Source organism: Streptomyces sp. NRRL S-1022, from assembly GCF_000720135.1.
Taxonomy (GTDB): domain Bacteria; phylum Actinomycetota; class Actinomycetes; order Streptomycetales; family Streptomycetaceae; genus Streptomyces.
The window spans coordinates 73,961-86,401 of record NZ_JOIU01000009.1 but is presented as its reverse complement, the minus strand read 5'-3'; the positions used below and the strand labels follow the sequence as shown (position 1 = coordinate 86,401).

At 69.8% G+C, this 12,441-nt stretch carries 12 protein-coding genes and 1 pseudogene; 6 read left to right on the top strand and 7 right to left on the bottom strand.

The genetic code is table 11. The features are described from left to right. Positions 1-235 precede the first annotated feature (235 nt). From IG05_RS0113515 to IG05_RS0113490, 6 genes and pseudogenes are all read left to right on the top strand, one after another. Positions 236-439: a cold-shock protein gene (locus tag IG05_RS0113515; protein ID WP_030342329.1), complete on the top strand. Its 204-nt coding sequence runs from the start codon at positions 236-238 to the stop codon at positions 437-439. Positions 440-619: 180 nt separating this feature from the next. Continuing rightward, positions 620-1,045 (top strand): annotated as a pseudogene (locus IG05_RS0113510) (DEAD/DEAH box helicase); the annotation flags it as partial. Positions 1,046-1,963: 918 nt separating this feature from the next. Beyond that, a complete protein-coding gene (locus IG05_RS0113505) occupies positions 1,964-2,308 on the top strand; it encodes a MerR family transcriptional regulator (RefSeq protein WP_030342326.1) in 345 nt (114 codons plus the stop codon). A 458-nt stretch (positions 2,309-2,766) separates the two neighbouring features. Continuing rightward, positions 2,767-3,300 carry a hypothetical protein gene (locus tag IG05_RS0113500; protein ID WP_030342324.1) on the top strand — a complete coding sequence of 178 codons (534 nt, stop codon included), beginning with the start codon at positions 2,767-2,769 and terminating at the stop codon, positions 3,298-3,300. Positions 3,301-3,311: 11 nt separating this feature from the next. Next, positions 3,312-4,325, top strand: coding sequence for a hypothetical protein (locus tag IG05_RS0113495; protein ID WP_030342322.1), 1,014 nt, complete (start codon positions 3,312-3,314; stop codon positions 4,323-4,325). 16 nt (positions 4,326-4,341) lie between these two features. Further along, positions 4,342-5,676, top strand: coding sequence for a Dyp-type peroxidase (locus IG05_RS0113490; protein ID WP_030342321.1), 1,335 nt, complete (start codon positions 4,342-4,344; stop codon positions 5,674-5,676). 112 nt (positions 5,677-5,788) lie between these two features. On the opposite strand, the gene IG05_RS0113485 is transcribed toward IG05_RS0113490, so the two are convergent. The 7 genes from IG05_RS0113485 to IG05_RS0113455 form a co-directional block, all read right to left on the bottom strand. Continuing rightward, a complete protein-coding gene (locus IG05_RS0113485; protein ID WP_158838870.1) occupies positions 5,789-6,058 on the bottom strand; it encodes a hypothetical protein in 270 nt (89 codons plus the stop codon). A 94-nt stretch (positions 6,059-6,152) separates the two neighbouring features. Continuing rightward, the gene (locus IG05_RS0113480; protein ID WP_030342317.1) at positions 6,153-7,625 is read right to left on the bottom strand and encodes a sialidase family protein; all 1,473 of its coding nucleotides are present in this window, start codon (positions 7,623-7,625) and stop codon (positions 6,153-6,155) included. A gap of 308 nt (positions 7,626-7,933) precedes the next feature. Next, positions 7,934-8,128 carry a hypothetical protein gene (locus tag IG05_RS0113475; protein WP_030342315.1) on the bottom strand — a complete coding sequence of 65 codons (195 nt, stop codon included), beginning with the start codon at positions 8,126-8,128 and terminating at the stop codon, positions 7,934-7,936. Positions 8,129-8,399: 271 nt separating this feature from the next. Then, complete coding sequence (locus IG05_RS0113470; RefSeq protein ID WP_030342313.1) at positions 8,400-8,675, bottom strand: hypothetical protein; 276 nt, start codon at positions 8,673-8,675, stop codon at positions 8,400-8,402. Positions 8,676-9,104: 429 nt separating this feature from the next. Then, positions 9,105-10,706 carry a glycosyltransferase gene (locus tag IG05_RS42115; protein WP_234335849.1) on the bottom strand — a complete coding sequence of 534 codons (1,602 nt, stop codon included), beginning with the start codon at positions 10,704-10,706 and terminating at the stop codon, positions 9,105-9,107. Next, entirely contained in the window at positions 10,703-10,873 is a 171-nt protein-coding gene (locus IG05_RS0113460) for a hypothetical protein (protein ID WP_158838868.1), read from the bottom strand. The genes IG05_RS42115 and IG05_RS0113460 overlap by 4 nt, the downstream gene beginning before the upstream one ends. Before the next feature lie 163 nt (positions 10,874-11,036). After that, positions 11,037-12,416 (bottom strand): UDP-glucose dehydrogenase family protein, encoded by a 1,380-nt coding sequence (locus IG05_RS0113455; protein WP_051789777.1) that lies wholly within the window; start codon positions 12,414-12,416, stop codon positions 11,037-11,039. Between the last annotated feature and the right edge of the window lie 25 nt (positions 12,417-12,441).

The window sequence follows — 12,441 nt, the reverse complement described above, 5'->3', positions numbered from 1 at the left end:
CACGGAGAGCAATATCTGTGCCCGTGAAATGAGATATAGGTGCGGGGCACGGCGAGTATTCCTCGGCCGCCGGACGGAGCGGAATTATCCACCGGGCACGGCCGATCGCACCGTGCTACGGTTTATCTCAGTTGCAGGTGTGGTTGCCAGAAGGTTTTTCCGACGGCTGATCATCACGGCGACACGGAATGCGCACAGGGCGTATTCCTGACACCGCCTCCGAAGGAGAAACAACATGGCTACTGGCACCGTGAAGTGGTTCAACGCCGAAAAGGGCTTCGGCTTCATCGAGCAGGACGGCGGCGGCCCCGACGTCTTCGCCCACTACTCGAACATCGCCGCCCAGGGCTTCCGCGAGCTGCTGGAAGGCCAGAAGGTGTCGTTCGACATCGCCCAGGGCCAGAAGGGCCCGACGGCCGAGAACATCGTTCCCGCCTGACGCACCGGCACCCCCGCGTAATTCGCAGCTGGGGCCCGCACCTTGGGGTGCGGGCCCCAGCTCGCTTCATTTCCAGGGTGATTCGGCCCTGTCGTTTTCGGCCCGTTCTCGCGATTCTCTGCGCCGCTCATTCTGCTGCTGAAATTCCTTGATACGTGCCCGCATCGAGGAAAGTTCCGCATGAACCGCACCCACTCCACTCGCGCACGCACCAATCGCGCATACGACCGTTTCGGAGGAAGCGCCGCCACGAGCCGCTCCGGCGTTCCGCGCCGTTCCGTCGGTTACGGAAACCGACAGCACGCGGGGGGCGAGTTCGCGCCGCCGAAGACGGTCACGCCCGCGTTGCCCGCTGTCGAGGCGTTCGCCGATCTCGCCATGCCGGCGCCGTTGCTGACCACGCTCGGCCACGAAGGCGTGACCGTACCGTTCCCGATCCAGGCGGCCACCCTGCCGAACTCCCTGGCCGGCCGTGACGTGCTCGGCCGCGGTCGCACCGGGTCGGGCAAGACTCTCGCCTTCGGCCTGGCGGTCCTCGCCCGTACGGCGGGCCGGCGCGCCGAGCCGCGCCGGCCACTGGCTCTGATCCTCGTCCCCACCCGTGAGCCCTGCCACGACCGACCCGAGGGCGCGCCCGTGGGCGAGGGTGAACCCACTCTCCTCCGAACCGCGTCCGCACTGCTCGGCGGCACCGGCCCCGTGGCCGTGTGAGGACGGGCGGGAGACCGCCCTCAGAATCCCGGTGGGGGTCCTGCCGACGCACGTCGGCAGGACCCCCACCGCTGTGTCGCCGTCCCCTGGGAAAGCGCCGGCCGGGCAACGGGGCGGAGGCAGCGTCCATCGGTTCGCCACCCGCTCCTGCCACACCGCCTCGGGAGCCAGCCGGCCGGTGATGACGGCGCCGCCGACGACCACGGTCGGCGACATCCGATTGCTCCGCTCGGACTCCACCGCGCGGAGATGACGACGAGCAGCTCATCAGGAGATCGCGGCAGGCTTCTTCCTTCATCAGAAGGGAAAATCTACTTTCGCACGAGTAGATTTTCGTCCCTGACATGGGTATGGTTCTTCTCGTAGACACGGTCGAACGAGACCCGCCAGACACGAACTGGCGGGTGGCTGAATACGAAGTACGCAGGTCAGTGCGGCTCCCGCGCCTCGAAGCCAGAGTGTTCCCAGAACGGTGACGGGACCGGGAGCCGCACTGGGCGGCTCGCACGCCCAGGAGCTGCCAACAGCAGTACCGGTTCACTCAGTGGTTGGTTCGAAGAGGAACGGAGGAGCAGACGCCATCAGGATCGCCCGGCCCGAGAAGCACTCGGACCGGGTACCGCAAGACCCCGGAAATGGATGGTGGTCCCCGGTCAAGCAGCTGCGATCCCCCCGCACCCCCCTCTGCCGGGCCGGGTAGCGGAAACAGAAGGTCGGCACAGCAGTAGGGCCGACAGATGGTGTTCAATCTCCTTCGGGGCCCTGGTGCCGTACGGCACCAGGGCCCCTCGACGCGTTGCACAGCGAGGTGACATGACATCGGACAACCCCCTGAATGATCGTCTGGACGACGACGACTACCCGGCGTACACGATGGGCCGGGCGGCAGAGATGCTCGGCGCCACCCCGGCCTTCCTCCGGGCCATCGGTGAGGCTCGTCTGATCACTCCGCTCCGCTCGGAGGGAGGACATCGCCGGTACTCCCGCTACCAACTGCGGATCGCCGCGCGCGCCCGCGAGCTCGTCGACAAGGGGACTCCGATCGAGGCCGCGTGCCGCATCGTCATCCTTGAGGACCAGCTCGAGGAAGCGCAGCGCATCAACGCCGAGTACCGCCGTGCCGCCAGCGAATCGGCGGGCAGCGCCGGCTCCGGCTGAACACGTGGGCTCGGGACGTATCCGGAACGCCGTCTGGCCGAAGGAGACTACGGCCCGGAAGGTCGCCCGCCGGCATCGACCACTCGCCCGCGCGGAACGCGACGAAGAGAGACAGCGGCACCAAGCGCGGAGCCCGTTCACGCAAGCACCTCGGCCGGCGTCCTTCGACGCCGTGCCCACAGCGTGCCCTTAAGGGCGGACAGCCACGGTCACAGCGAGCGATCCTGCGCCCTCAGGCACCACGCCAGAGTACAAACGCCCGGTTCAGAGGCCATGCAGTCGCCCAATCGCCGTCGCTTCCCAAGCTGAGAGCGCGAGTTCGATTCTCTGTTGTGTCCGGCGGTCGGTGGAGCGGGCAGGGGACGTGCCGGTCCCCGGCCCACTCAGGGGGCACGCCCAGCGGTCCCATGCCACGCTGGAGGTCGGTCCCAGCCCTCTGGATCCTGTGAGGAGCGGACATGGAGATCAAACCGCAGATGGTGGCCCTCCCCAAGGAAACCGACCATCTCGCGCAGGGGAAGTACGGTCCGATCTTCCCCAGGACCCCGGCGTGCTACGGGTTCACCATCATCGCTCCGATCAAGCCGGGCCGGGCCGAGGTGGTGCGTGCGCACGGCAACACGCTGGTCAAGGCACTGGAGGAAGATCCGTACCTGCTGGCGCCGTTGAAGCTGCACTATCTGCGCTGGGTTCTCTTCGACGACGACACGCGCTTCATGTACCAGGGGATCTTCGACACCGACTTCGACAAGTACACCGAGGACGCCGTCGCGCTGTTCACGAAGGTCGGCGCGAGCACCGTCTTCGAGAATCTCGAAGGGTTCCCCGAGGACTGGCGGACCAACCCCGAGGGATTCGTCAGGTACGTCCGTGAGCACCACTGTCCGAGCTTCATCGAGTACGGAGAGTATCCGTACGTGACGTCGGACGAGATCAAGAAGGCCCTGCGGATAAAGAGCGCCCTGTCGGAGATGCTCGACCAGATGCAGTGAGGCTGAAGGACATGAGCGAGGTCAGGACCGCACGGACGTACAACCAGCGGCACATTCCGCGGAAGTACACCCCCGGCGGACGGCGTGTGAGCATCTACGTCTCGTGGAGCTATCCGGCCGAGGCCGGCCGCAACGCGGCCGAGCTCGACAACCGGTTCTCCACGATGACCGAGGTCAGGCGGGTGGCCTGGCCCGCGTACGAAGACCCGAAGTGGTCGGACCCGTATCGGTTCCAGCAGGGCATCGCCGGATCACTGGAGCTGTTCTTCTGGGCCTGGGTGCCGTTCCAGGACTACGTCGAGGAGGTCACGGGGCATCCCGTCCCGGTGTACCAGCGCATCGACCAGGCGGGCTTCTTCACCCCGCTCGATGAGCGGGTGCTCGGGGACACGGACGTGCTGTTCGTGTTCGGGCTGGACCACGCGGTCACCGAGCAGGAGGCCCGGCCCGAGGAGATCGAGGCCCTGGGGGCGTTCCTCGGCCGGGAGGACGCCTGCCTCGTCCTCGGCCCGCACCACGACGTCGGCGCCTCGGACGACCTGAAGGTCCGGGAGATGGAGTACCGCCACCACGGCGATCCGCTGGTGCCCCGGCAGCAGCGGTTCGCCACCTACGTCAGGGACGTGATGAAGGGCCTCGGGGTGCCGGTCGTGAACCGGTACGGACTGCGTCCCGCGACGCGCGAGGGCAACCAGATCGCCCCTCTGTCCACGGTCCCGGACCTGGATCCGAAGGGGTGGCTGGAGGGGGTGACGAACTTCAACTTCCACCTGCACCTGCCCCACTACGACGTGACGACCGACGACCCGGACGCCGTCCGTGTGCTGGCCAGGCAGCCGATCGACACCGGCAGGCCGCATCCGTTCACCGAGGCCGGCAACACGGAGTTCAACATGTTCCTGTGGATGCCGCCCAGCGGTGACCGCGCGGCGGATCTGCTGCTGGCGGACTCGACGATCTTCAGTTCCCTGTTCGGCGGGGACGACAGCCTGCGGAACTTCTGGCGGAACCTCGTCTCCAAGTAAGGCGCGGAGGTCAACGGTGAGCGTACGCACGGACGTCCCGCTGGAACTCGACGACATCCAGCGTGGGGTGCTCAGTCCCCGGCCGACGCCGTATGCGGCGACCTATCTCGTCCTCCGCATCGACGACCGGGGTGATGGACGGGAGCTGATGCGGCGCGCGAGTACGGCGGTGACCTCCGCGGCGGACTCCGTCAGCCCTTTGGGGGAGACCTGGGTGAGTGTGGCCGTCACGTGCCGCGGCCTGGAGGCGCTGGGGGTGCCGCGCTCCTCGCTGGACACGTTCGCCTGGGAGTTCCGGCAGGGGATGGCCGCCCGGGCCGAAGCGCTGGGTGATGTGGGCGCGAGCAGCCCGCGGCACTGGGAAGCGCCGCTGGGCAGCCGGGACGTCCACGTGGTGCTCACAGCGGTCGCGCCCGACCCGGCGCACCTGGCGGCGGCCGTCGACCGGGCCCGGCCCGCCTACGAGCGGCTCTCCGGCGTGACGGCGACATGGCGGCAGGACTGCTACGCGCTGCCCACCGAGACCGAACACTTCGGATACCGCGACGGAGTCAGCCACCCGGCCGTCGAAGGCAGCGGCATACCGGGATCCAACCAGCTGGAAGTACCACTGAAAGCCGGCGAGTTCGTCGTGGGCTACCCGGACGAGATCGGCGGCAGCCGAACTCCCCAGCCGACCGTGCTGGGACGCAACGGCAGCTACGCGGTCTTCCGCAAACTCCACCAGGACGTCGCCGGGTTCCGGCGGTACCTGAAGGACAACTCCACCGGCCCCCAGGACGAAGAACTGATCGCCGCGAAGATCATGGGGCGCTGGCGCAGCGGTGCTCCCCTGGCGCTGGCCCCGCACGCCGACGATCCCGCGCTCGGCGCCGACCCGCACCGCCGTAACACCTTCCTGTACGAGAGCGACGACCCGTTGGGATTCAGGACGCCCGGCGGCTGCCACATCCGCCGCGCCAACCCCCGTGACGCCGCGGTGGCCGGAGAGGTGCGGCTGCACCGCATGATCCGGCGCGGCGCCGTCTACGGTCCGCCGCTGCCCGAGGGGGTGCTGGAGGACGACGGAGCCGACCGCGGCCTGATGTTCGCGTTCATCGGCGCACACCTCGGGCGGCAGTTCGAGTTCGTCCAGACGCAGTGGATGAACGACGGCGTCTTCTTCGGCGCGAACAACGCCCAGGACCCCGTCACCGGCACCCGTGACGGCTCCGCCGACTTCACCATCCCCCGGCGGCCGCTGCGTCGGCGCCTCGTCTCGTTGCCGCAGTTCGTCGTCACCCGGGGCGGCGAGTACTGCTTCCTGCCGAGCCTGACCGCCCTGCGCTGGCTCGGCGACCTCGATGACTGACCTGACCTGGACGATCCGTCCCGTGCGAGGGACGACTTTCGCCACCCCTGATCACTCGGGCCACAGCGGCTCCCGGCCGAAGTCGCTGCGCCGGCCCAGGCGCAGGCCGCACTCACTCACGTGGCTTGAGGCGAACCTGCACGCCCTCGATCGCCGTCCCCCAGCCTTCACCCCGCGCCAGGGCCTTTCGCCCCTCGTCGAGCATGCGCACCTGCATGCGGTCCGCCGCGCGCCTCAGCGTCCGCCACTGGGAGCCGGTCTCGAAGGCCCGTCGTGCGCGCTCGACGGAGATCTCGACGGCGCGGACAGCTGCCGTCACGTCTTCCACTTCCTCACCGGCGCTGCCGTCACCGTCGAGCGACCAGTCGATCCACACACTCACCTTGCGACAGTCTCACTGCACCCCCATGGTCACCACCTGCCCCGGACCGGGCGGCGCCCTGCCGGGGCCGTCGGTCCGTCGGCGTCGGCGTCGGTCAGGGGGTGCGGAGGGTGGCGGTGTACACGTCCGTGCGGTTCTGCGGTGAGTGGGAGTGGGTTTCGGTGAGCACCGCTCGTACTTTCCTGCCGTCAGTCGTCAGGCCTTGGTAGTCGCCGAGGAAGTAGCCGCCGGCGTACGGCGCCTGCAGCCAGTCGAAGATCCGGGAGATCCGGCGTTCGGTCCTGAGCTCCGGGTTTCCGTGGCGCAGCGTGGCCAGTTGGTAGGCGGTGGGCAGGGTGGTGGTGTTGCCGGGCCTGAGGAAACGGAGGTCGTAGTAGGTGAGCGCGACCGTGCCCCGCTCGGTGACCGCGATCGACGGGGAGAAGGCCGGCACGCCCTTGGGGCTGATCAGCTGAGGGCGCCCCCAGGTGCGTCCGCCGTCGGTGGACCGCACGAGCTGGACGGAGTCGGACTTTCCAGCGGAGAAGTCCGAGCCCTCGTAGGCCATGTACAGCGTGCCTGTCCTGGGGTCGACGGCCGGGCTCGGCAGGGTGGCCGCGGCGCGCAGCAGCCTGGTGGGGTCGTTCGGGTCGACCTCCGGTACGGAGGTGTCCCGGGCCACGGTGACCGGGGCGCTCCAGGTCCGTCCGGCGTCGGTCGAGGTGACCACCTGGTAGCGGGCTTTGACGACGGTGCTCAGGTCGTCGGAGTAGGTGATGCGGTCGAAGAAGTCGTACAGGGTGCCGGTGCGCCGGTCGGCGACGATCAGATGGCCGATGGTCTGGGTGTTGGGCACGGTGCCGGTGACGACGAACGGCCGGGCCTTGCTCCAGGTGCGGCCGCCGTCACGGGTGAGGGAGAGGTAGCCGGGGCCGTCGAGGGAACCGGGGCCGGGCGGGTCGTTGTCGAGGCGGTTCCACACCTGGTAGGCGGTGCCCTTGCGGATCGGGTCGGCGGTGAGTGACGGCTTGTCGTTGAAGAACGGCTGCTCGTCGACGTGCGTGGTGGTGAGGTTCCGCCACGTGCGGCCGCCGTCGCGGGAGGTGGCGGCCAGGAGGGCGCTGCGCGTGCTCTTCGTGAAGTCGACGCCTTCCCCGCCGGCGTAGACCGTGCCGTCCGGGCCGGTGCTCACCCAGGGGTCGGAGGCGCGTTCGTAGTCCGCGCCGCCGGGGGCGCACAGGCTGAACGGCAGCGTGCTCCGGTGGAAGGTGCGGCCGTCCGTGGTCCAGCCGGCCGCCAGGCCACGGGCGCCGCCGTCGTTCCAGCGGTCCTGCTGGAACACGGTGACCACGCGTTTGCGGTCGCGCGGATCGACGGACAGGTACGGCTCGACCTCGGTGCCCGGGTAGACGATGCTGTCGGGGGACCTCGCTCCGATGGTGCACTTCGCGTACGGGTCGCCGTGGGACACCTTGACCGGTGCTGTGCCGTCGGGGTTCCGGTCCGCTGCGGCGGGGGTCGCGCCGGTGAGCGTGACGAGCAGGAGCGCGGTGGTGGTGACGGCGGTCAGGGGCAGGAAGACGCGCATGAGGGATCTCCTCCGGGCCGGTGGCCGGGTACGGGACCGCCGTCATCGGGGCGGTCTGGGGCGCGGAGGGTTCCGGAACGCGGGGGTGGGGCGACTCCGCTTCGTCGATTTCGGCGTTGCGGCCGGTGCCCTTGATGGGCCGAACGACGGAGTCATTCCTGGGCCGGGGAGCATGGCTGAGCCGACCGGCGGGTGCACCGAGCCGGTCGGCTCCTTGGTCGTGCTGTTACGGCGCGCCCGTAGGGCCACGCCGGTGGGCGATGCCGGCGGGGGCGGCCGGACCGGTCGCCCGGCCGTGCGCCGTTGGGTCAGGTGATCGCCTGCGTGGTCCCGTCAGGCAGCACGCAGGTGTCGCCGGCGTAGGGGCGTGAAACGAGCTGTCCGCCGGCGGCCGTGCAGTCGTCTCTGGAGATGTCCGGAGACGAGGCGGCGGCGCCGACGGCACTCACACCGGCAAGGGTTGCCGCGGCCAGGGCGAGGCCCAGGATTCTGCGCATGCGCATGACTTCCTCCTTCTCTCGGGCGCCCTCGTGCGGCCTTCGGGAAGGACGGGGCCCTGGACGACGGCGCCCTCCTCCTCAGCATGGGCGCTCCGTATGGGGCCCGCGCGGCAGGGCTGGGGGCCGTGTCCGGGCGGTGACGTGCGCTGCGGCGGGAGCTACGGCAGGAGGGCTCACCGGAGCCGGGTCGTGGCCGGGCGCGCCGGGGCCGAGGAGGGGATGGGCCGTACCCGCCGCATCCGGTGCGGGCCGGCGGCTGTCGCGCGGGGTCCTCCTAGCGTGGTTCGTGGGCCGCCGCCCGGCAGGCTCCGGTCGCGGCGCCGCCCGCCACTCCGGCCGCGGTCAGCCCGGTGACACAGCCCTGCAGGTCTCCGACCACGCCCCGGCTGCAGGCCGCCGTGACGGAGTCGGACGCGGTGGCTCCGGCCAGTTCGGCCATCCGTGTGCAGGCGGGGATGTCCGCCCGGGCCGCGGGAGCGCTGAGGACCGCGCCGCCGAGGGTGAGGGTGAGGCCGGTGAGGGCACCGGCGATACGGGTCGACGTACGCATGGGACGGACCTGCCTTCCGGGTCGGTCGCGCGGTCCCGGTCCCGGCGGGCCGGAGCCGCGTGGTGAGGCCGCCTGGCGACGCCCGGTGGGTGGTGCCCCGGCCGGCGGGCCCGCGGACCGGCCGCACGATTGCGCGCCGCATCCGTCGGGCCGCACGGGACATGGTCGTCAGGCCGTGGGAGAGGGTCCCGGACGGGACGTGCTCGGGCCTCCGCTCGCGGGCCCCTCACTCCAGCGTCGCATCCTCTTCCCCGCCCGTCCTGGGCACCTGGCGGCAGTCACGCCGGGTGACCGGTACCGCCGCGAGGCGACCGGCTCACCGGAGCCGTCTGTCGCCGGGCTCGTGGGTCGTGGCCGGCGGTGCTTTCCCCGGGGGTGGCGTGGCCGGCGGCCGCCTGCGGTGTCGGCAGGCGTACCGGAGGCGGGATCTCAGGGTGTGGAGGCCATGGGCGGCCAGTGCTGCTGGGGTGACGTGCCGTCTTCGTACCAGGGTTCCGCGGCCGCGTACACGGGTGCGGCGGCCGGCACGGGGGCCTGGGCTGATGTCGTCCCGTCCGCGAGGGAGACTTCGGCGCCGTTCTGACGGGTGCCCCAGCCCGTCTTGGCGCAGGTGAGGATGCCGTACCAGCGAAGCCATCGGAACCAGGTCCAGGCCATGATGATCGCCAGCGGCATCATCAGCCAGGTGAGGAACCGGGACCGGATCCGCTCGTCGGTGCGGATGATGCCGAGGTAGCGCAGGCCCTGGGCCCAGCCGAGCAGGAAGGGTATCCACAGCATGCTGAGCGGGGGCCTGTTGTCGTAGGCGACCGGTTCCACCACCAGCAGCCACACGGTCACCATCTGGGTGAGGACCATCTGGATCCAGCGCATCGCGTGGAGCCAGAAGGCGGGCCGGGCCAGGGACAGGTACCGCATGCGCCAGATGGAGCGGATCGTGGAACCGCGCATCCACCGCAGGTACATCCGCCCGAAGTGGTTCCAGCGTTCCGGCATGGCCGTGAAGACGATGGCTGTCGTCTGCTGGACCGTCAGGCCGCGTTCCTGCGCGTACAGAGTGAGCATGCTGTCGTCGCTGAACGCGACGCCGCGGCCCATGAAGGTCTCGTTGAGGTAGGAGCCCAGGTTTTCCCGGACGACGGCGGCGCGGTAGGCCGCCAGCGGCCCCGAGTTGACCATGACGGCGCCCACGGCGGACTGCCCCGAACGGTCGACCATCTGCGAGGTGACGAACCACAGGTCGGTCGTCCGGGCCAGCAACTGGCTGCTGCGCCAGTGCAGGAGCGCCTTGCGGTGCTGCCTCCTGGCCTGCCGGACCGCCCCACGGGACGCCTGGCCCTGTGGCGGGCTGTAGACGGGGCGGCCGGGGCCCTTGTTGTTCGTCGCGATGACGATGCCTGCCACCGACTGCACGCGGCGCTTCGAGAGCGGCTTGAGGATCTCCTCCACCGCGTGCGGGTCGAGGTAGGAGTCGGAGTCCACCGTGATGTAGACGTCCGCCTCCGGGCTGGCTCCGACACCATGCGCCTGAGCGTGCCGCTTACCGCCGTTCGGTACCCGCTGCCACGTGGTGTGCACGCCCGCCTGCGGAGCTGCTGCCAGCCACCAGTCACGCACGGCCGCGTAGTCCGTGGTGGTGGAGCCGTCGTCGACGACATGGACGCTGTCGGGCCGGCGGGTCTGCTGCAGGAAGGACTCCAGACCCAGCTTCAGGTAGCCGGGGTCCTCGTTGTAGACCGGCATCAGGATCGACACGTGCAGTCGGTCCAGACGCTCCCGCGCCTTGGCGGGGACGCGGGTCGGCCGGTCCAGGTGGTAGAGCGTGACCTGGATGGCGAAGAGCACGAAGGTGCCGAGCCACACGAAGGACAGACGTCCGGTGGTCCGTGAGTCCCAGCTGGAGACGACGAGTACGTGGTGGGCGGTCCAGACGGTGAGCAGAGCCAGCCCGCAGATGGCGATCAGTACGGAGCCCGACCGGTGCTGCCAGGCGGACAGCACCGGTTCCTGCTCGCGGTGTCCGCGGCTCACTCCTCGCCCACGGACTGGCGCCTGCGGAAGCCCATACGGGTCACGAAGATTCCCGCCAGGACCACGCTGGCGGCCACGGCGACCATCCACCACCCGGTGTAGATGGTCACCCCGGCGACCGTGAGACCACCGGCGCCGGTCGCGGCGAGCTGCTGACCGTCCGACATAGAGAACTCCCCCCAGAAGTGAAGATTTTTTGTAGAAAGCGTGAAGATCATATGTGAACGTTGAAGGACTTCAGGCCTGGTGGACTGTGACCTGTGACACATCAGGCAACGAGGCGCGGCAAACCGACGTCTTTTTCAGGTTGACCATGTGGCGAAGCAGGGATCAGGGACGGCCGAGGGCGCGGTACTCCCAGCCCGCCGCGCGCCATTGGGCCGGATCCAGTGCGTGCCGGCCGTCGATGATGCGCTTTCGCGCGACGACGGCACCCATCGCCTCGGGGTCGACGAGACGGAACTCGTTCCACTCGGTGAGCAGTACGACGACATCGGCGCCCGCCGCCGCGGACATCGCGTCTGCGGCGTAGGTGAGTTCGGGATGGCCCCGTCGGGCGTTGTCCGTGGCCGCCGGGTCCGTGACCGTCACCTGCGCCCCGAGCCGATGCAGCGCGGTGGCGACGTCGAGGGCCGGAGCGTCGCGGATGTCGTCCGAGTTCGGCTTGAAGGCCGCACCCAGTGCCGCCACTCGCACGCCCGTGAGGTTGCCGCCGACGAGTTCCGCGACGAGCTCCACGGTGCGTTCCCGGCGCCGCTTGTTGATCGCGTCCACTTCCCGCAGGAAGCTGACCGCTTGGCCTACGCCCAGCTCTTCGGCGCGGTGGGCGAAGGCCCTGATGTCCTTGGGCAGACATCCGCCGCCGAACCCCAGGCCAGGCTTGAGGAAGCGGCCGCCGATCCGGTCGTCGTGGGACAGCGCCTCGGCGAGCCGGGTGACATCACCACCGGTGGCCTCGCAGATCTCGGCCATGGCGTTGATGTAGGAAATCTTCGTGGCGAGGAAGGAGTTGGCGGCCATCTTCACCAGCTCCGCCGTCGTCAGATCGGCGACCACGACCGGCGTCCCCTCGTCGATGACGGGGCCGAAGGCGGCGCGCAGCCGGCTCTCGGCCCAGTCGGAGGACACCCCGAAGACCAGCCGGTCGGGGTGCAATGTGTCGTCCACGGCGTACCCCTCGCGCAGGAACTCCGGGTTCCAGGCGACTTCGACCTCCCGTCCGGCAGGAGCGACACGCCGCACCAGCTCGGTGAGCCGGGCAGCCGTGCCGACCGGCACGGTCGACTTGCCGACGACGAGGGCACGCCGGCGAAGGTGTGCCGCCAGCTCGGTGACCGCGCTGTCCACGTATCGCAGGTCCGCGGCGTCCGAACCCGGCTGCTGCGGGGTGCCGACACAGATGAAGTGCACGTCGCCGAATTCCGCAGCGTCGGCGAAGCTCGTGGTGAACCGCAGGCGGCCGGAGTCGAGTGCCTTCGTCAGCAGCTCGGGAAGTCCCGGTTCGAAGAAGGGCACTTCGCCCGAGTTGAGCTTGCCGACCTTCCCCGCGTCCGCGTCCACGCCGAGGACGTGGAAGCCCAGGGTGGCCATGCAGATCGCATGGGTGGCCCCGAGGTAGCCCGTACCTATGACGGTCAGGCGGGGGGCCGGCTCGTCACTGTCAGCCGCTCCCCCGGGCACGGCGGGATCCGGTGCAGCGGTGGCTGCCATGCTCACACTCCATTTGCTTCGCCGG